Annotated in this window: 18 protein-coding genes; 5 read left to right on the forward strand and 13 right to left on the reverse strand. The window is 70.8% G+C overall.

The annotated features are described in order from the left end of the window. The first annotated feature begins 469 nt into the window (after positions 1–469). A complete protein-coding gene (locus ABT345_RS32475; protein ID WP_345078849.1) occupies positions 470–1156 on the forward strand; it encodes a hypothetical protein in 687 nt (228 codons plus the stop codon). Between the two features lie 37 nt (positions 1157–1193). After that, complete coding sequence (locus tag ABT345_RS32480) at positions 1194–3899, forward strand: DEAD/DEAH box helicase (RefSeq protein ID WP_345078846.1); 2706 nt, start codon at positions 1194–1196, stop codon at positions 3897–3899. A gap of 194 nt (positions 3900–4093) precedes the next feature. Here the strand turns inward: ABT345_RS32480 and ABT345_RS32485 are convergent, their stop codons facing one another. From ABT345_RS32485 to ABT345_RS32495, 3 genes are all read right to left on the reverse strand, one after another. After that, positions 4094–5056: a hypothetical protein gene (locus ABT345_RS32485; protein WP_345078843.1), complete on the reverse strand. Its 963-nt coding sequence runs from the start codon at positions 5054–5056 to the stop codon at positions 4094–4096. Continuing rightward, complete coding sequence (locus ABT345_RS32490; protein WP_345078840.1) at positions 5053–5598, reverse strand: hypothetical protein; 546 nt, start codon at positions 5596–5598, stop codon at positions 5053–5055. The genes ABT345_RS32485 and ABT345_RS32490 overlap by 4 nt, the downstream gene beginning before the upstream one ends. A gap of 214 nt (positions 5599–5812) precedes the next feature. After that, on the reverse strand, positions 5813–6727 hold the full coding sequence (locus ABT345_RS32495; protein WP_345078837.1) for a hypothetical protein: 915 nt from the start codon (positions 6725–6727) through the stop codon (positions 5813–5815). Between the two features lie 393 nt (positions 6728–7120). Between ABT345_RS32495 and ABT345_RS32500 the strand changes: the two genes are divergently transcribed. After that, complete coding sequence (locus tag ABT345_RS32500) at positions 7121–7810, forward strand: hypothetical protein (protein ID WP_345078834.1); 690 nt, start codon at positions 7121–7123, stop codon at positions 7808–7810. Positions 7811–7928: 118 nt separating this feature from the next. Here ABT345_RS32500 and ABT345_RS32505 read toward each other — a convergent pair whose 3' ends face one another. From ABT345_RS32505 to ABT345_RS32515, 3 genes are all read right to left on the reverse strand, one after another. Continuing rightward, a complete protein-coding gene (locus ABT345_RS32505; RefSeq protein ID WP_345078831.1) occupies positions 7929–8897 on the reverse strand; it encodes a hypothetical protein in 969 nt (322 codons plus the stop codon). A gap of 402 nt (positions 8898–9299) precedes the next feature. Beyond that, positions 9300–9557 (reverse strand): hypothetical protein, encoded by a 258-nt coding sequence (locus ABT345_RS32510; protein WP_345078828.1) that lies wholly within the window; start codon positions 9555–9557, stop codon positions 9300–9302. A gap of 165 nt (positions 9558–9722) precedes the next feature. Continuing rightward, the gene (locus tag ABT345_RS32515) at positions 9723–11201 is read right to left on the reverse strand and encodes a replication-relaxation family protein (protein WP_345078825.1); all 1479 of its coding nucleotides are present in this window, start codon (positions 11199–11201) and stop codon (positions 9723–9725) included. 275 nt (positions 11202–11476) lie between these two features. Here ABT345_RS32515 and ABT345_RS32520 point away from each other — a divergent pair, with 275 nt between their 5' ends. Further along, a complete protein-coding gene (locus tag ABT345_RS32520; RefSeq protein ID WP_345078822.1) occupies positions 11477–11887 on the forward strand; it encodes a hypothetical protein in 411 nt (136 codons plus the stop codon). Between the two features lie 517 nt (positions 11888–12404). Here the strand turns inward: ABT345_RS32520 and ABT345_RS32525 are convergent. The 4 genes from ABT345_RS32525 to ABT345_RS32540 form a co-directional block, all read right to left on the reverse strand. Next, positions 12405–12752, reverse strand: a complete 348-nt coding sequence (locus ABT345_RS32525) for a hypothetical protein (protein ID WP_345078819.1) — start codon at positions 12750–12752, stop codon at positions 12405–12407. After that, positions 12749–14506 carry a MobF family relaxase gene (gene mobF, locus ABT345_RS32530; protein ID WP_345078861.1) on the reverse strand — a complete coding sequence of 586 codons (1758 nt, stop codon included), beginning with the start codon at positions 14504–14506 and terminating at the stop codon, positions 12749–12751. Before mobF ends, ABT345_RS32525 begins: the two co-directional genes overlap by 4 nt. 286 nt (positions 14507–14792) lie before the next feature. Further along, complete coding sequence (locus ABT345_RS32535) at positions 14793–15404, reverse strand: zinc finger domain-containing protein (protein ID WP_345078816.1); 612 nt, start codon at positions 15402–15404, stop codon at positions 14793–14795. Then, positions 15404–16033: a 2'-5' RNA ligase family protein gene (locus tag ABT345_RS32540; RefSeq protein WP_345078813.1), complete on the reverse strand. Its 630-nt coding sequence runs from the start codon at positions 16031–16033 to the stop codon at positions 15404–15406. The genes ABT345_RS32535 and ABT345_RS32540 overlap by 1 nt, the downstream gene beginning before the upstream one ends. Before the next feature lie 106 nt (positions 16034–16139). Between ABT345_RS32540 and ABT345_RS32545 the strand changes: the two genes are divergently transcribed. Then, on the forward strand, positions 16140–16640 hold the full coding sequence (locus ABT345_RS32545; protein WP_345078810.1) for a hypothetical protein: 501 nt from the start codon (positions 16140–16142) through the stop codon (positions 16638–16640). Positions 16641–16716: 76 nt separating this feature from the next. Here the strand turns inward: ABT345_RS32545 and ABT345_RS32550 are convergent, their stop codons facing one another. The 3 genes from ABT345_RS32550 to ABT345_RS32560 form a co-directional block, all read right to left on the reverse strand. Next, positions 16717–17481, reverse strand: a complete 765-nt coding sequence (locus ABT345_RS32550) for a hypothetical protein (protein ID WP_345078808.1) — start codon at positions 17479–17481, stop codon at positions 16717–16719. 177 nt (positions 17482–17658) lie between these two features. Beyond that, a complete protein-coding gene (locus tag ABT345_RS32555; RefSeq protein ID WP_345078805.1) occupies positions 17659–18744 on the reverse strand; it encodes a ParB/RepB/Spo0J family partition protein in 1086 nt (361 codons plus the stop codon). Then, complete coding sequence (locus ABT345_RS32560) at positions 18744–19496, reverse strand: ParA family protein (protein WP_345078802.1); 753 nt, start codon at positions 19494–19496, stop codon at positions 18744–18746. Before ABT345_RS32560 ends, ABT345_RS32555 begins: the two co-directional genes overlap by 1 nt. Positions 19497–19517: the final 21 nt, after the last annotated feature.

Genomic DNA, 19517 nt, shown 5'->3' on the forward strand with positions numbered 1-19517 from the left:
CTGTGGTACCCGCTCCGCGGGTACCACAGGGCTGCGCCCTGTGCGAGTGAAACGCCTCGCGATGCTCGGCGTGCCCGTGCGGAGCACGGGCGGCTCCCTTCGCTGCGCTTCGGGAGCCAGTGGGCCGGTCGCTGCGCTCCCGGCGGCCGCGCGGTGCGCAGCCGGGCAACTGACGGTTTATCCGATACGGCTAACGTGGTCTGTAGTAAGGCAGTTGAGGGAGCGTTGAACGCTCCCGGCGGGTCCGCTGCGCTCCCCCGTCTGACGGTCCCTCCGGCTGCGCCTCCAGAACCGTTAGGGCCCGCTGACGCGGGCCGGGCTGACTACAGGAGGTGGGGGTCGCTCGATCGTGTCGGGTTCCAGTGTAGCGGGCGCATCAAGTTGATGCAGCATGTACCATTGGCGAAAACACGAGACACCCACCAACCGCCCTGGCGCCTTCCCAGAATTCCGAGAGGAACGATCACAGATGATCGGTTATCAAGAATCCATCGGCCCCGATCCCGCGCTGAGCAGCGATTCTCTGCGCCGGGTGACGCAGTACCAGACAGCGGGCGTGAACGCCCGATTGAAGCTGTTCGCGCTCTTGGAAGCTCAGGGTGTGTCTGCGAGCGAGGCGGACGACCTGGTGGCCGCGCTGGAGGCTGGAGCAGTCGCTGGGGCGCAGTGCGAGGTGGTGGAACTGGACAGGTGCACGGGTACCAGGGTCAAGGAATTCAGGCAGGGCTGGCGCGCAGGTGTGAAGGTCGTGAGTGATGCTCTGGTAGGGATCGCTGACCGGGACTGGTCGCGGCGTGGTGGCCGGTCTTCTGGAGCCTCCAAGCTGGCCGTACACATCGCAGATGTGAGGCAGCGTGAGCGGGCTGAGCTAGTGCGGCTGGAGGAGTTCGTCCGAGAGAACGTGCTGCCGCGCACGCACCCATACACCACGGCGCGGCGCCGTGTGCTGGAGGCGCTGGGCGAGGCCGGCGGTCTGTGCACGGCGCGGACAGTGAACAGCGACGGAGACGTCATCGTCTGCACGCTCGATGCCGGGCACTACGACGTGGACGACAAGCCGCCCTTCAAGGACGGGAAGTCGGGCGGCTGGCACAAGGCGGATGCGTCGATCTGGAACGACCTGGGCCCGGCCTGCATTCCGCACGCGGCCCTCTGAAAGACCACAGGAATTCAGCGCTCGGGGAGGTACAGAAATGTCAGCGATTCCGCTCAAGGAACACCAGGTAGAACAGCGCTCCGCATTTCGTAGGTGGGTGGGATTTCCTGCAAGGCCATCTGTGCCCGAGCAGGGCGTCCGGGGCACGATCGTGTCAGCGACCGGCTCCGGCAAGACGATCACCGCCGCTGCATGTGCGCTGGAGTCGTTCGCGGACGGTCGGATCCTCGTGACCGTGCCGACCTTGGACCTGCTCGCGCAGACCGCCCAGGCGTGGCGGGCGGTGGGCCACCGGGCCCCGATGGTCGCGGTGTGCTCGCTGGAGAACGACGCGGTCCTCAACGCGCTCGGGGTGCGGACCACCACGAACCCGATCCAGCTGGCCCTGTGGGCCGGGCACGGGCCGGTCGTCGTGTTCGCCACGTACGCCTCCCTGGTGGACCGTGAGGACGTCGACGCGCCGGAGGGTCGGCGGAAGGTTCGCGGGCCGCTGGAGGCTGCTCTGGCGGGCGGAGAGCGGCTCTACGGCCAGCGCATGGACGGCTTCGACCTCGCGATCGTGGATGAGGCACACGGGACTGCCGGTGATCTTGGCCGTCCGTGGGCGGCGATCCACGACAACGCCCGGATCCCTGCGGACTTCCGGCTGTACCTGACCGCGACCCCGCGCATCCTCGCCGCGCCCCGGCCCCAGAAGGGCGCGGACGGCCAGGAGCTGGTGCTGGCGTCGATGGGCCAGGACTCCGAGACCTACGGGCCGTGGCTGGCCGAGCTCGGGCTTTCGGAGGCGATCGAGCGGGGCATCCTCGCCGGGTTCGAGATCGACGTGCTGGAGATCCGCGACCCCTCGCCGGTCTATGGGGAGTCGGACGAGGCGCTGCGGGGCCGGCGCATGGCGCTGCTGCAGACTGCGCTTCTGGAGCACGCCGCGAGGTGGAACCTGCACACCGTGATGACGTTCCACCAGCGGGTGGAGGAGGCCGCCGCGTTCGCGGAGAAGCTCCCCGAGACAGCAGCCGAGCTGTACGTCAACGACGCCTCGGACGAGGACCTGACCGCCGCGGAGAAGCTGCCCGCGTCGTCGATCGGCGCGGAGTTCTACGAGTTGGAGGTCGGCCGCCACGTGCCCCCGGACCGGGTGTGGTCGGCGTGGCTGTGCGGCGACCACCTCGTGTCCGAGCGGCGCGAGGTCCTGCGCCAGTTCGCCAACGGCATCGACGCGAACAACCGGCGCGTACACCGGGCGTTCCTCGCCAGCGTTCGCGTGCTCGGGGAGGGCGTGGACATCACCGGCGAACGCGGTGTGGAGGCGATCTGCTTCGCCGACACCCGCGGCTCGCAGGTTGAAATCGTGCAGAACATCGGCCGCGCACTCCGGCTCAACAAGGACGGCTCCACCAAAATCGCCAGGATCATCGTGCCGGTCTTCCTCCAGCCCGGCGAGGACCCGACCGACATGGTCGCCTCCGCCAGTTTCCGCCCGCTTGTCGCCGTCCTCCAGGGCCTGCGCTCGCACGACGAACGCATGGTCGAGCAGCTTGCCTCCCGCGCCCTCACCAGCGGCAAGCGCAAGGTCCACGTCCGGCGGGATGAGGACGGGCGCATCGTCGGGGCCGGCGGCGAGAGCGACAACGAGGGCCAGGAGCACGACGACGGCACCGACGCCGCGGCCGAGTCCGCGCTGCTCCACTTCTCCAGCCCACGCGACGCTGCGACCATCGCGGCGTTCCTCCGTACCCGGGTGTACCGGCCGGAGTCCCTGGTCTGGCTGGAGGGGTACGAGGCATTGCTGCGCTGGCGGGCGGAGAACGGCATCACCGGCCTGTACGCCGTCCCGTACGACACCGAGGTCGAAGTCGGCGTCACCAAGGACTTCCCGCTCGGGCGGTGGGTGCACCAGCAGCGCAAGACACTGCGCGCCGGCGAACTCGATCCGCACCGCAGGGAGCTGCTCGACGCACCGGAGGCCGGGATGGTCTGGGAGCCGGGCGAGGAAGCGTGGGAGACCAAGCTCGCCGCGCTCCGGTCCTACCGGCGGGCCACCGGGCACCTCGCGCCGCGCCAGGACGCGGTGTGGGGCGAGGGCGAAGCGATGGTGCCCATCGGGCAGCACATGGCCAACCTGCGCCGGAAGGGCGGGCTCGGCAAGGACCCGAAGCGCGCGGCGGAGCGCGCGGAACAGCTGGCGGAGATCGACCCGGACTGGAACTGCCCCTGGCCGCTGAGCTGGCAGCGGCACTACCGGGTGCTCGCCGATCTGGTCGATGCCGACGGCGTCCTGCCCTACATCGCACCGGGCGTCGTCTACGACGGCGACGACATCGGCACCTGGAGGTGGCGACAGCAGGAACCAGGCACCTGGGCACAACTCCTACCCGAACAACGCGAGCGGCTGACCGCGCTCGGCATCAACGCTCCTGCGGCCCCGTCTCCCGCCCCGGCAGCGCCCCGTGCGACGAAGGGCCCGAGCAAGGCGCAGCAGGCGTTCCAGCGAGGTCTGGCAGCCCTCGCGCAGTGGGTGGAACGGGAAGGCGCTGGCCGGCCCGTGCCCCGCGGCCACAGCGAGGACATCACGGTCGATGGCGAGGCGGAGCCGGTGGTCGTGAAGCTTGGTGTGTGGGTCTCAAACACCAAGGCCCGGCGGGACAAGCTCACCGTGGAGCAGCGTGCCGCCCTCGCCGCGCTGGGCATGGAGTGGGCGGTGCCGGCCGTCGAGGCCGCCCCGCAGTCCGCGCGGCCCTGAAGCGGCGGGTGCGGGAGCAGCACGAGGAGTGTGACGAGGAGCTGCACGAAGGCGGGAACTGCAGCTGCTGGTCCATCGAGCGGTTCGGCCGCCCTCCGAGCGAGAGGGCGGCTGGGGCAACCTCTGACTGCTCCCCTACCACCGAGACCCCGGGCCCGACAACGGGCCCGGGGTCTCGTGCGTCACTGCGCGGGCTACCAGCGGCGCAGGTCCTTGGTGAGTTCGCCGTACCACTCTGTGCGGCGCGGTACGTACTCGTCGGGCGCCGGTCCGAGCGCGACGGCTTGGTCCGTGATCCCGTAGGTGACTCGGTAGGCCAGGACCTGGGTGGCGAGGTCCATCCACTCCTGCGTCTTGTGCGCCGGCGGTACGGGACCGAGCACGGTCACGAACCACATGGGCAGCAGGGCGCGGTCGCGGATCGCGTCGGCCAGACGGCCGCGCAGCAGCCAGTTCAGTTTCCGCTCCGCCTTGTCGCCCTGCTCGATCAGCGACGCCTTCGCCTGCCGCAGAGTGTCGTCCTGGGCCAGTGCGGCCCGCGCGGCCTGGGCGGGGCCGGCCAGCTTCTTGGCCCGCTGATCGTGCGTCTCGGCGAGGGTGCGGGACATGCCGAAGTCCATGACGGCCTGCTTGTACTCGCGGGACGTACGCGGCTGGCTGGCCAGGGTGTCGGCGGCTTCCACCACCGTGTCGCGGTGCTCGTCGCGTTCGGCGACCGCGCCTTCGTACTCGCGGATCTTGAGGTGGTGGGCCTCGCGCTGGTGTCCGGGGAGCAGGCCGGAGCGTACGTTCCAGCCGTGGCTCGCGGTCCTGGCCAGCTTCTGCCACTCCGGGTCGATGGTGTCGAGGTCGGCGAGCGGGGCGCCGCCCGCGGCGAGCAGGTGTGCTTCGAGGGCCTGGACGCGGCCGGTCAGCCGCTTGAGGGCCTGCTCGGTGTCCTGGATGTCGCCGCGTACGTCGTCGTCCAGCTCGGTGAGATCGTTGCGAACGGTGCTGAGGTCGTCCTCGAGGCTGCGGATGTCGCCGCGGATGTCGTGCAGCTCGTAGTCGAGGTCTTCGACCTCTCCCAGCTTCGACCGCAGTGAGTGCAGCTCGTGTTCCACCCCGCCGGTCCGGGTCTCCAGACGGCTGACCTGGTAGCCGTAGTCGTCGCTCACCGCTGCGCCCCCTTCGGGTCGGCGCCCGTGCTGTCCACCACGGATCCGGCGACAAGCATCCAGCCCAGGGCGGCGGCGATGATGAACCACCGGCTGATGACGCTCAAGCTGATGAGGGCCATCAGGAGGGCGACCACGTGCAGCCCGACGGCTCCGAAGCGGCGGTCACGGTGCTGTTCGGTATCGACCTTCTGGAAGCAGCCGGCCACCGTTCCCGCGAAGTGCGGGACCAGCAGGACCAACCACCAGGTCGAGCGGTCGAGGATGAAGACGAGCGCGATCAGCACGGCGCCGACGGCCGCCTGGCCGCGCCAGGACCACGTCACGATGCGCTCACTGCGTCTGCGCTCGGGTTCGGCCAGACGCTCGGGGATCGTCTTCTCAAACTCCACCAGTTCGTCGGTGACATTCACCAGCCGGGCGTACTCCACCGCGAACTGGTCGTCGTCGACGTCGTGCTTCCGGACCTCGGCATGGTGAGCGCCGACCTTCTGCTGAAGCTGCGCCAACTGCTCCTCGATCTGCTGCTCGGTGCTGCCCACCGAACCACCCCCACCCGCAACACGGCGCACGCCGACCGGACACGTCTTGTCGGCGGACACACCAGCCGTCAAACCGATCGACCGTATCCGCAGCTGTCCCGGCCCCGCCGGGCAATCACGTGGAGTGGCCGAAACCATGCCGCTCAAGGCCGTGCGCCGGTACCTGGCCAGGGGCTTCACCTTGACGGCGGCCCCGGAACCGAACCCGAAAGCACTACAAGGGGGCTCCCCCGCCCGCCGCGTCCCACCCGTCCAGGAAGGCGGCCAGGGCGCGGCGCTGCTCTTCCTCGCGTTCGAGGAGTGCCGCCAGGACGTGCATGTCCCGGTGGGAGGTGATCGCGGTTCTCAGTATGGCGGCGAGGACGTCGGGGGGCAGGGCTTCGGCCTGGGTGGTGGAGGTGCCGCTGAAGGATCGGCGATCGCTGGCCTTCGGCGGGGCGGTGGGCAGATCGTGGTCGGTGATCTGCTGCTCGGTCACCGCCAGGCGCTCGAAGACGACCTCCGTTCCCGGAGCGTCCACGGCGGCGAACGCGGTGACGTCCTCGGCCAGCGCGGAGAACAGGTGGACCCCGCTCTGGTCCCAGTCGGAGACGACGAGGATTCTCACGGCGCGGTGTCCGTCGGCAGCCGCACGCAGCGCCGCTGCCCGTTTCGCCGGCAGCGCGTTGAAGCCGCTGCCCGAGAACACCGGCACGCCGTACGGGTCGGCGACGGCGACAAGCTGTGGAACCATCCCGGCCGTCTCGCAGACGATCTCGAGCCGCACTGGCTGGCCGGCCTGCCGGTCCAAGCGATAGTCCAGCGCAGCCTGGCGCATCCCGGCCCTGAAGTCGTCAGGTCCGTCGTAGGCGGTGGGTTCGGCGCGGATCTCGGTGTCGTCGCGCAGGGCCTCCCACGGGATACGGCCCGAGCGGCGGGCCATGCCAAGGAGCTCCACCGTTTGCTTGTAGGTGCGCTCTTCCTTGACCAGCACGCTGTCGGATACCAGTGAGTACCAGACCTGCCGGACCGTGAGCGGCAGCTGGGCCGCGTAGCGTGCCAGGACCCGGTCCACGGCCGTCAGCAGCTCGCACGTACGGGTGCGGGGCTTCCACTGCGGCTGGTATCCACGCGGCCGCCGGTTCGGCATGACAGCGCCTCCCGACCGGTTAGGACGTCTTGGCGTCCCTTTCCAGGATCCGCCTCGGGCCCTGCCGCGGCAAGGCCCCTCGGTCCGGGGCAGCCGCGACCGCCACGTCCCTCGCCCGGACACCACCCCAGGGGGAGGAGCGGGGCGTGGCGGCGGAGGCGGATCCGGTGGTGTGGGGGCGTCCGGCCGGTGCCTTGGTCGGTCGGGCGTCGCGACGACCATGGCCGTCGGGTCGGAGCGGAAGCCGGGCGGGTGATTTTGTTCTTCACGTACGCGGGCGCGGTTCTAACGGCGCACATCCAACTTGCCCGACTTCAAAGGATATTGACAGGTTTTCAAGTCTTCTGTCATGTTCTGTCCGTCGCTTTCGGCGAACGAGCGAGAGGTGATCTCATGCGACGAACCGAGTACGACGCGAGCCAGGCCGCCAAGCGCCTGAAGGTGCCCGCAACGGCCTTCCGGTGGGCCCGCCACACCGGCCTCATCCCCGCCCCCGACGTGTCGCCGTCCCGGTGGTCCCGGGCCGCCGTGGAAGCGCTGGACGCCGACGCCATCCGGGCCGCGATGCCCGCCCCGGCGATCTCCGGCGGCGCGGCAGCCGACCGGATCGCCAACGCACTCGGCAACCCGAACCCGACCGCGTACGGCGAGCGGGCGAACGTGACGGCGTTCGTGGTGCGCCGGTTCATCGACCGCGGCCTCCTGGTCAACCTGAGCGCGAACCCGGACGGAACGCTGCACCACCCCGACCAGGTCGACCAGGTCTGCCGCCGCGAGGACCTGGCGGACCTGGTCGCCGCCGACACCCCGCTCGGACCCGAGCAGGCCGCCGCCCGCCTGAAGGTGCGCCGTGCCGACTTCGACCACATGGTCCGGCTCGGATGGGTCCGCTCCCCGCAGTCGATCGAGGTCCGCTTCGGCACCAGCCGGGCCGGGGCCGTCGACGTCGCGCTCTACACCACGGCCGCCGTCGACGCGGTCGTTCCCGCCCATCCCGAGGTCGACTGGGAGCAGCTGCGCGCGGTGGAGAAAGGCCGACGCTCTCCGCTCGCCTCCCTGCGCCCGGAACCGGCACCCGCGTAAGCCTGCTGCGGGTGCCGCCCTCCGCACCCGGGCCCGTGGTCCCGCCGGGTGCGGAGGCGGTCAAGAGGACGTCGGTGGGGCTGACTCACGGGTCGCGGAACAGGTCAGCCCTCGCAGGTCAGTTCTTGTCGACGGTGGCCGGCCGGGCGTCCAGGGCCGTACGCAGGCGCTCCGCGACGGCCTGGTACCGCTGGACGAAGCCGGGGTTCTTCATCTGGTCCACGGGCAGTTGCCTGGGCTGGTCGGGCCACCGGCCGGCGAGCGTCCAGCCCAGTGGGCGCAGCCCGGCCCGGTTCATGTCCCGGTCGACGCCCGCCAGGTAGTCCGCGTCGACGGGCAGCTCGCCGTTCGACTGCCAGATCACTCCGTCCAGCCGGATGGGCCGGTTGGGGAAGCCGAAGAGGAAGTCCAGGCAACGCTCCCGCAGAACTGCCGCGCTCTGCTCGGGACTCAGGGGAACGCCCTTCTCTTCGCCTCCGGGCACGGGGAGCGCGGTCCTGCAGTCGGCGTCCGGGAAGACGTCGATCTCGCCGAGCACCACGTGCGCCGTCGCGTTCTCCCGGTCCGGGTAGCTCCACCCGGACTTCGGCAGGAGGACGATCACGTCGTAGGCGTCCAGGGCGCCGGCCACCGTGGCCGCGAGCGGACCGCGGTCCGTGCGGGGCCAGCCGCGGTTGCTCTCGCGCGAGGGGTGGCGGACTTCCCACATGCAGATGTGGCGCATCAGGACGCCGGGGCCGTCCGGTGAGGCCCACAGCGTGCTGGTGGTCGGCTCCGGCGGGGCGGCCGGCTCGGTCTCCTTCTTGCGGCGCCTCCGGCTGCGCGTCACGCCGCTCATGGTCCAGCGCCAGTAGTCCTCGGCTTCCTCGAGGAGCAGGACCCGCTGTCCGCTGTGCGCCCAGGCCGCCGTGATCCCGCCGACCAGGTGGTAGAGGTTGCTCGAGCGCTCCGCCAGGAATCGCACGACGTGCGGCGTGCGCGGCGTCGCGTCGCTGGTCTTCGCCCGGCGCAGGGCCTCGGTGTACTTGTCCCCGCTCCGGCTCGCCCGTCGGGCGCTCTGCGCGGCGGTGGACTGGTTCTTCGGCATGACGTACCCCTCTGCCGTGCCAGGCCACGCCCCGGCACCGGCTCGTACGACTGCCGTAGATACGACGGAACGCAGAACGGTTGGGAGCGGGCCCCGCAGGACCTTGACCCCCGCGTCCGGCGGCGTGGCTCCGGAAGCGGGCGGTGATCGGCAGTACGCCACTAGCCGGGCAGGATGCTAACCGGCACGGCAGCACCAGCCGAAGCCACGAGCCGCCGGTTCCCTCGAACGGGCGAGGTCCCCGGCGGCACGTGCTACGGGTCGTCGGCAACCCGAGCCGTCAGCGGCTGACGGACTCGGGGTAGCGCCGGCGGCGGTCCGGGTCGTCGACACCGATCTCGTACCAGGGCTCGCCCCGCTGGAGCCGCGGCAGGGTTTCACCCACGCCGCGATGGCGATCGCCTACTCCGGGCCGGGGTCGCGCAGCGGGTTGTGGTGACCGCAGTCCCAGCACTTCACGGTCTCCGGGAGCCGCTCGTAGCGCGTGCCGGGGACACCGAAGGAGCCGTCGATGCGGAATCCGCCGCACCCCTGGCAGGGGGTGGCGTGGAAGGGCTTGTCGCAGCGGAGACAGGTGCCTTCCGCGCTGGTCTGGTCGAGGCGGGTAACTCGGGTGTCTGCGCTGCCACATCGCACGCAGAACGCTTCCTGGGTCTTCATGGTTCTGGTGTACAGCAGATTCTCGACATCGTTCCCCCCGCTCCGATCCGAGGCGCAGCCGACGGGCGCAGCCGACGGGCGCAGCCGACGGGCGCAGCCGACGGGCGTGGGTCACGAACCGGGCCCCGGGAAACGGTGGTCCCTCGGGGCCCGTGGTGCGCCGGGTCAGGTCCGCCGACGGAACCAGCCGCCGCGGCCCCGATCCGGCTCGGGTCCCTCCTCCGGCCCCGGCGGCGCGGCAGCCGCAAGGCGGGCGGCTTCGGCGTCGGCCTCCTGGCGGGCGACGTCGTCGGCGCGGCACGGACCGCACACCGACCTGTCCCCGGCCCGGACGGCGGTCCGGTGCACGGCGATCTCCTCCCAGCGCTCGTCACTGAACTTCCGCCCGCACCGCGAGCACACCGGGCGCTGCACCTCCCGCTCAGCAGCACGGCGCTGCTCGTCCTCCGCGGCGGCGCGGGCCTCCTGGGCGCGGTAGAGGGCGTCGCCGTCGAGGTTGTCGAGCGCGGCCGTCAGCGTCTGCTCACCGTCGCGTCCGAGCCGCCGCCATACCGCCGCGTCGGCGCCGTGCTCCTGGAGCTTCTCCAGGGTGGTGATGACGACGGGCACCGCCTGGCGGTAGTCGAGCGCGGTGACGGCCTTCGCATAGAGGGAGTCGTAGCGGCGCGGCGCCCAGTAGCGGCGGCCGTCCTCTTCCAGCACGGCGACCGTGTTGGCGACCTTTGCCTCGGTGGTGTCGGCGAACACGAACGCGAGGGGCACCAGGCCCTCGCGGCCGGTCGGCGGGTAGGACCTGCGCCACAGCCGCTTGTCGTGGTCGACGTGCTCGATCGCGTCCGGTCGGGAGCGGACCAGGTCGACCTCGCTCTTGGCGGCGTCCTTCGGCAGCAGCCGGCCCCACTCCCAGTACCGGCGCAGCTTGGCCACCAGCTCCTGCGCGTCCTCGGTGCGGCGGTCGACCTCCACCAGGAGCACCGGCACCCCGACCGCCGGCGCCCGCACCACCAGGTCGGCCCGCTGCACGAAGCTGCTGCCGAGCCGGTGGCCGATCTCCGTCTGGAAGCCGAGCCGGTGACCGATCCCGGCGCGGTGGAGTTCGGCGGCCGTCGAGGTGACCGCAGCGGCGTGGTCGTCGTAGCCGGTGCCGAGCAGCTCTCCAGTGTCCGGGTCGTACTCCTGCTTGCGCAGCACTGAGACCCGTATGCCCTTCGGCTCCAGCAGCTGCTTCGCCTCACCGTGTCCGCGCTTCGTCAGCACCCACACCTGCCGCTGGTCTTCCTGCACCGACTCGATCCGCACCAGCTGATGGTCCTCCAGATCCAGGAGATTGTCCCGCGTGAGCCGGTCGTGCCGGTTGCCCGGCCGGGTCAGCTTCCAGAGCTGGTCGGGCGTAGCCCTCTGAAAGATCCCGAGTGTTTGCAGGAGCTCCCGCCGTCGAGGCTCGGTCGAAGTCCTCCGGTGCTTGGGCTTCCTAGCTACATCTACATGAGGGTTGTCGACGCTGCGTCGCCCCCCTGCCCACCTGTCCTGACCTGCGGAAACGCCCTGCTTCTGACGACGGGGCGCGGAGGGGGTGATGGAGGGGCCCACGGAGGGGGCCTGTGCGGGCCGGTCGAGGTACTGCTCGGGGGCGTCTGCGGACACAGGATGCTCCAGGAGGTGGGGCGAGACCTATCTCGCCATTCGCCTTGTACTGGTTGGAAATTCGGGGTCCGTGTGACGTCGGCGTCGGAAAACCCCTCCACCGTGACCGCATCGTCATCAATCCCGAGGGGGAGAGTTCTCCCCCGCAGCGGCCGGGCTCTGTCCACAGGGCCGCGGTTCGAGGGTGCCTTCGAGGCCGCCGCGATCAGCGGGGCGGCCCGACGATGAGGAGCCACCCATGCCCAAGAACACCGTCACCGCGCCGCTCCCCCCCGATGGAGCCGGACGACGTCGCCGACGCCTTCGCCTACTTCCGGGCGTTGCAGGCCGATGACATCAACACCGCCTGCGTGGTCATCGACGGCATGGGCCCGGAGTTGCTCAAGGTGCTCCTGGACGTCGCCGCGCGCGTCATCATCCCGATCGCCGCAGCGGACGATCACGACGGGGAGCCCTGCGCGCACTCCTTCCTGGCGGCGACGCTCGGCCGGATCCTGCTGGAACTCCTCTGCAACAGCGTGTGCCTGGCCGGTGCACCGGGCATCGCCAAGACCATCATCCGTTTCACCGAGAACATCCTCACCGAGGACCAGGGCGACGTCGCCGATGTCCTGCGCCAGCTGAAGGCCGCGGGGATGAAGCAGGCGATGGAGGCGCGCCCGGCGCACCACCGCACCACCGCGTAGTCGCGCCTCCGGGATGGCGGTGGTGCGGTGCGGCGCGCATCCCCGGCGTACCACCGCACCACCGTGGTGCGTTCCACCGCACCGCCGGACGCCACCGCGGTGCGGTCCCCCGGCATCACCGCACCGGGCGCGCCACGGCCGGGCGGGCCCCGCTATCACACACCCCCTTGACTGCGACCTGACCGCAAGCCGAAACCGGCGATGTCTAGGGGAAACATCGCGATGGCAGAGCCGGACAAGGGGGGCGCGCGCCCGGCCGCCCCCGGACAAGGGGCGCCGGGCGGCGGGCGCACCGGTGAGGTACGGAGCATCGGGTGCGGCCCACCGGCGCGCGCGAGAATGCCGGGCATCGTCGAGGTGGTGCGGTGTCGGGTGCGGCAGCGCACCACCACGGCGCGCACCGCGGTGGAGTCCGCCGTCGTCCGGCGCACCGGAGTGGAGTCCACTCGGTGGAGTCCACTCCGGTGCGATGCGCGACATCGGGTGGACTCCACCTGGTGGACGATGCCCGGCATCGTCACCACAGCCAGGCGCTGGAGTGCCGCACCCGGGACAGGGCGCGAGCATCCCGGCGCGCGGCCGCGTTGCCGATCCGGCTCTGTCGGGAGCGGGGCCGGCGCGAGTTCCCGGTGGCGAGTCGGCGCTTGGCGGCGTCCTGGAGTCGCCGCCGCTGCTTGCGCAGTTCCTGCTTCTTCGCGGCCTTGGACTTTGGTGTCCGGGGCCGCTTCCAGATCGGCTGCCACCCCACGGGCTCATCGGCCGCGGGCTCCTGGTCCTCGTCGAGCGCGGCGGCCATCTGCCCGCTGGCGGCACGAGCGAGGGCGAGGGCTTCATCGGGGTTGGGCTGTTCGTCCGGGGTGCTCACGTAACTCCTGAACTCCGGCCAGTCGTGTGCTGGGTGCTGGACTGCTGAGTGTGCGGCGGCGGGACCGTCGCCGGGGCGGGCTGCGGACGCAGGCCGTAGGCGGCTTCGCGCGCCCGCCTGCTGTCCTGGATCGTGGCGGCCACCTTCGCGGCGGCTTCGAGGGTCCGGCGGGTCCGCTCCACCGCGTCGATGCAGGTTTCCGGCTCCAGGAGGCGACCGTCCTTCCGGCCGGTGCGGAACGGCCGCGGGCGCGGCCTCGAGGCGGCGGGCACCGCGACGGCGTACGGGCGGGGCCGGGAGCCCAGGCGCTCCGCTCGCCGCGCGGCGCGAACCCGGGCGGCCAGAGCGCCGGCGGCGAGGCGGGCCCGCTCGTACGGGGCCGCCGCGCGGCGGCGGGTCAGCGGGCGCAGCACGGCCTGGTCCTCGGTGTCGTACGGGTACAGGGCGCGCAGGTCGGCGGTCATCATCCGGCCGCGCCCGACGGGGCGGGTGTAGTCGTCGACGACCGCCTGCACGATCTGTTCGTCCAGACCCGGCTCGTGGGGGCGGCCGCGCAGGGCGTAGGCGAGGTGGCGGCGTGCTTCGGCGAGCAGGTGGTGGCGTGCGAAGGCGCCGCGCATCACGAAGACCACGGCGACGGTGTCCACGGCGGCCAGGACGACGTCGACCACCGGCCGCACCCGCGCCCACACCGCCGCGGCCGCCGCCCTCGCCCGCCGTGCCAGTCCGTTGACGACGTCGGCTCCGTACGCCCGGATCGCGGAGCGTCTCCAGCGCGTCCGCAGCTCGGTCAGCGACAGCAGCTCGGTGCGCTTGGGCGGGCGGGTCTGGTCGGCGGCCTGGCAGGCGAGCGCGTAGCCGGCCTTCTCGCCGGGCGGGTGCCCTTGCCGTTCCTCGTACTTGTCGGTGAGGACGGACAGGGCGTCCTCGATCTGCTGACGGCGGGTCGACTGCCAGCCGATGAGCCGCTGGTCGATCCCCGCGATCTCCATGACGGGCCGGCGGCCCGGGGTCACCTCGCGCGGCTCCCACGCCCACCCGAGCCGGGCGGACACCTCCTCCATGAAGTAGAGGGTGTAGAGGCAGTCAGCCGCGACGATGTGGGCCAGCATCGAATCCGCCGACAGGTTGCCCCACTTCCCGTCGTGCGGCCGCCGGGCGCGGATCGACACCACCGCGTGATCGTGAAGCAGCGGCTTCGACTCGGCAGCTCTCGACTCGTAGTGCCGGAACACCGCGACGATCAGCCCGTCCCGGATCGGCTTGCGGTGCTTGCCGCCGCTCCCCCACCTGATCTGTGCGACCGACTCCTCCAGCCACGCCAGCGTCTTGTCCCGGGAGATGTCCTGGCACAGCTCCAGTACCAGGCGGGTCTCGTCATCCCCGAGCGCCCACGCGATGTGTGCCGTCGACGGCGCCCGGAAGGTCAGGTCCATGGCCAGCCAGGGGGTGCGCTCCTTGGCCTTCTCGGTCTCCGACGAGCGGCTGTGCTCGACGGGCCTGCCCAGCACGGTCGCCCGCCGCGCCGTCGCCGGATCGTCGCCCGCCTCCAGGCGCTCGCGCTCGATCCGGTCGGCGTCCGGGTGCCGGCCTTCGCCCAGCAGGAGTTCGGCCTGCCGCTCGGTCACCACGTCCCCGGCCATCAGACCGAGCGCGGTCAGACCGCGCCCCTTCCAGACGCCGGGCGGGACACCGGCTTCGTCCTGGGCGGCGCGCAGCGGCTGGCCCGCAGCGCGGTGGCCGTCACCGACCATCACGCCGCGGAAGAGATAGCGCCACCCGTTCCCCGGGCGAACCTCAGATTTGCTGATCACCGGCCCATGGAATCCCGGCGTTGACCTCGGAAAAGCACGATCCGGGGTCCTTCCCGCAGGGCGGGAGGCCATCACCAGATCTCTACCGGGAGCGCCCGCCAGGCGGGCCGCCGCGACACCAAGACGGTAAGCGGCCGACGCGTGCAAGCCGTCAGGAACGTGACGCGCGCCCGTCCAGACCGGTCGTGCGAATGCTGCGCCCCATCACACGATCCCCACCCGCTGGTCAGTCGCGCGGTCGGTGCATATCGAGGGCGCTTTGCCTGCGGGTCTCGGCGAGCAGGCTGCGCATCAGCGCGTCGAACTGAGCTTCCGGGTCGCCATCTGGCCCTGCTGTTGTGGCGAGGAGCTGGACGATGAGGCCGACGAGGATGGTGACCAGGTCCGCCGAGCCCACGGGGCCGCGGACTGCCAGCAGGTGGCGCACGGCGTTGTCGATCCGGTCGAAGGTCGCTTCGTCGTGGAGGGTCAGGCCCAGCTGGTTGGCGAGGACGATCCGGATGACGGCCACGGCGTCGCCCAGGGCGACGTCCACCTTGTAGTCGATGCGCGCCTTGTCGGCTTCCTTGAGAACGGTGCTGGCGGGCGGCTGCGGTAGTGCCCAGAGCCCCTGCTCCTTCCACTGCTCGTACGGCGGGTCCCCGGCAGCGTCGCGGCGGGCGCGGTGGTGGGTGGTGGGGTGGCCGTTGCTGGTCCGGCAGGCGCGCCCCGTGGCTGCTATGCAGGTGGGGCAGTCGACGCGGCGGAACCAGGTGCGGACCAGCTGCACCTCGGGACCGGACCGGAGGTGCCGCCGCCACTCTCCCCAGGCGGACACGGGCTCGCTCGCGGCGCCCATCAGTGCCCTCCGCCCAGCGGGACTTCGGCGAGCCTGTCCCAGCGGATCTCGCGGCGATCGTGCCATTCGGCGACCAGCGTGAGCGTGGCGACAGGCACGGTGACCGGATCGCCCGGCAAGTCGGACAGCAGCACCTTGAGGGCGCTGCGATCGGCGAGGTGGGCTTCGGCGCCGGCGTAGGCGTGGGCGAGGTGCGGATACGAGACCGTGGGGATGCGGGGCCATCGGTCGCCGACTGCGGCGCGGGTTGCCTGCCAGGTCATCTCCCACAGGGCGCGGTGCGGGGCTCCGGGGTGGCCCTTGGACTCGATGGCGACGGTGCCGATGTCCGGCCGCGACAGCGTCAGGTCGTACGGGGCGACGTCGGCAGCGCGTTGGGTGACTTCGGCGATGAGCTGGTCGGTCTCGCTCGGGGTTGCGGTGTCCTGGGGTCCCATGTGGAGGAGGGTGATGTGCATCCACTCGGGGCGGACCGGGTGCAGGCCCGGCTGCTCGGCCAGCTCCCGGTAGGGCTCATACAGACGCGTCCGTGCGAAGTCCGTTTCGGGGAGGATCAGCCAGTGCAGGTCCTTGCGGCCTGGTGGCCAGGCGTGAGTGCGGTTCTCGACCCGGTCAAAGAAGTCCTCCACGATCAGCCGCCCCTCCCGCGCACCTGGACGCTGCGGTCACGCTACCGGCGGGACGATCTCCGCGAAGCCAGTTCCGGCAAGCCGCCGCGGGCGGCAGGATGGCGTCATGATGTTGGTAATCGAGCAGCTGCGGACGTGGCAGAGCGAGGACCGCGGCGGCCCCGCCGCGTGGGAGGCCGCCTGGGAGCGGGCCCTGGAACTCCTGAGCCCAGTGTGGACGACCGAGAAGGTGTGGCCAGCGTCGCCGCTGGCCGACGGAGGCGCGGCGCTGGCGACCGCGCTCTACATCGTCGCCCGCGAGCAGGACATCGCCCCGAGCGAGGTCTCCCGCAACCAGGTCGGCGATCTCATCGACCGCCAGGGCGAGACCGACCTGGCGATCCCGCCGCGGTGGGAGGCGCGGCTGCGTGCGCTCGGGCACGACCTCGACGACGTCGATGACCCGGTCTCGCTCCGGTGGTGGGCGCTCCGCAAGGACAACAGCCCGCCCGAGGACGCTCCTGATGCCCTGTACGACCACGGCGCGGAGTACCGGTGGGGGCCCGCCTTCCTCGAGGGGCTGCGTGCCGTCCTCGCCCCGATCTACGAGGACCGTCTGCAGTTCTGAGAACACCGGCACCGCCCTGCTGCCGCCCCGTCCAACGCGGCCGCCTCGTCCCGGGGCGCCGGGCGGGAGCCCGGGTTCAGGGGACGTAGCGGACGTGGACGTCTCCCAGATAGCGGATGTCGGGCGCGGGCGGGTCGGCGAAATGATGCGCGCCGATCGGCCCCAGGGCCCAGCCGGAGGCCGTGATCCGGGGATCGGTCCAGGAGTGGGCTGCGGTACACGTCATCATCACGTGGCTGAAGTCGGTGGCGAGGAGCAGCGTTTCGCTGGCGTCACAGCGCGGGCAGTGGGCCAGCAGTACGGACGAGGCGCCCGGGGCGCTCTCGTGGATGCGGATGCTCGCGGCGAGACCGCAGAGGCCAGGGACGCCGTCGGGGGCACATGGCGTGCCGTCTGGCGCGGTCGTGATCCGGTCGAGGAGCTGCAGCATGGCGGCGCGGATGTGGCGGGTGGTGCGGGTCATCACGGGCAGTGAGCCGACCTGGTACGGCTCAAGCTCCGGCTCCCACACCCCGCGTGGTCCCATCCACGGCAGCAAAGCCCGGGCAAAAGCCAGCAGGGTCTCCGCGAACACCGGCGTGAGGGGCTCGGTGTCGACCAGGCGGCCGATGTGCAGGCTGACGTCCCCCAGCAGCATCAGGCGGTCCTCCGTCAGGTCCTCCGGCCGTTCCGTGCTGCCGGCGACGAGGAACTCGGCGAGGCCCGTGGCGGCCTGACGGTCGACCGCGGTGGGGTGCCAGGTGCCTGCGTCGAGGTGATCGCGTGCGGCGGGGCCGACCCGGAGTAGCCAGCGAGCGGGGAGGACATCCAGCGCCTCCGCAGGAACCATCGGCTGTGTCATCGCTCTGCCCTCGCCCGCTCGCGCCCAGACCGATCCATGAGCATGACGGTCACGCTTCCCCCTTTTTTCGACGTCGACGGCGGTCCGGGCAGCGTATCGGCCGACGCCACGGCGAGCGGCAGGCGACCTTCGGCGCAGCGGGTGCTGGTCCCTGCAGGGACCAGCACCCGCTGGCGGTCAGCTTGCCGAGGATCCGCTCTGGTTGCTCCTGTGACCGGCGAGGATGTCGAGCATCTTGTGGAGCTCTTCCCTAGACATCATGCGCATCAGGTGGTGCGCCGCCTTGACGCCGTCCCCGTAGGGGAACTGCGCGGGCGGGTTACCAGCCACGTTTGACGAGCTTCGCGCACCGGCTGGCCCAGGGATGGCGACCGCAGGTTCCGACTCCTTGCGCGGTGCTTGCTGGTCATCGGCGGCTTCTCCAGCCGCGGGAGAGCCTGCTGTTGTTTTACGGCCGTAAAACGGGTCGCCTTCGTGCCCTTCGGGGGTCCGGGGCGGGCTGGGCGGGGGAGGGGCAGCAGCGACCTTCTTCGTTGCTGTCTTTCTGGCTGCCTTTCGGTTCACGGATGCGGCGGCACGTCGCTCTTGCTCTTCTTGCCACCACGCCAGCTGCTGCTCGTTGTCCCACTGGTTGTCGCGGGCGAGTTTTCCCAGGGCCCGCGCAGCTTCGAGCGGCATGCCCTTCTCTCGCACAACTCGCTGTACGTCCGTGGACAGGTGAGTGAGCAGGACTCGCTGGGTGACCCATCCGTCGACTCGGTCGAAGTGCTGGGCCACGGCGCGGTTGGTGCCGAACTCGGCGACGAGGCTCTGGACTGCGTAGGCCTCTTCTATGGGGTTGAAGTTCTGCCGGTCGACGTTCTCGGAGACGACGGCCTCCATGAACGTTTTGCGGTCCTGGGCCAGCGCGTCGTCGACGACACAGTTCAGGGTCGGATTGTCGGCGGCCATAGCACCGAGGTACCGACGGCCTCCTGTGACGAGTACGTAGTCGACGTCCCCGACTCTCTTTGCGTGGTCGGGCCACAGCTTGAGGTAGGCGCTGCGGCTGACCGCCGGGCAGGCTTGGATCTGACGTCGTCGCAGGCTCTTGCCGAGGTCGAGCAGTTCGGCGTCGGTGCCGAAGTCGCGACGTGGGTTGACCAGGTTGGGGGTCAGGCGGCCGAGCGGGACCCGGAGGAGACGACCGTCTGCACGGGTGTCGACGACTGGCGTGTCATCGTCGTCTCCGAAGAAGTCGTCAAACTCATCGTGCCTAGTCATCAACGGGCCTCCGCGTACTTCTGGCGGCGGAGCTGGTGTTCCAGTGCGAGCGATACGAAGTCCTGCTTGGCCTTGGTCGCGACGTGGTTGGACTCGTAGGTCGTGCAGAAGCGTCCATGGACGATGCCGCGGGCGTGCAGCTTGTAGTGACGGACGGTGGCGTTGAACAAAGACCAGTTCCGCGTTTGAGCAAGACTGATGGTCCGGTCGCGGTCGGCGGTTCCGTCGCGTGGGTCCCAGTTGTTGACGACGACGCCGTAGGGGATCTGGCGGGGCATCAGGACGCGTTCGACGGTGACTCGTGTCGGCGTGAACGCCGATCCCTCTGCCTCGAGGGGGACGATGACGTCGTCGGCGACATCGAGGACGGCTCGTAGGGCGTCGCCCGTCGTTCCGTCGCCGAGTGGGTCGATGGACTCGTCTTCGTCGTCCTCTGGCTTCAAGGGCATGAAGCCTGGGGTGTCAACGAGGATGATGTCGGCTTTGGCTCGGCGGAGGCGACGCAGCTTGTCGACATTCTGGCTGGCGTCAACCACGCGGAAGGGAGCAGGCCGTCCGGCCTTCTTGGCTTTCTCGGCGTGTTCGATGCTGGTGCCTTGCGGGTCTATTGAGACGACCGCGACGGACGGGCCGGCGCCTTCTTCGTCCGCGTTGCTGCCGAGGATTTCGGCGTAGACCGCGGCGAGGTTGACCGTCATGAGTGACTTGCCAACCCCGCCCTTTCGGTTCAAGAGCACGGTGATGTAGGGCATGTACTGCTCTCCGACTACTTC

The organism is Streptomyces sp. NPDC000404 (assembly GCF_040300365.1).
Lineage (GTDB): Bacteria > Actinomycetota > Actinomycetes > Streptomycetales > Streptomycetaceae > Streptomyces > Streptomyces ramulosus.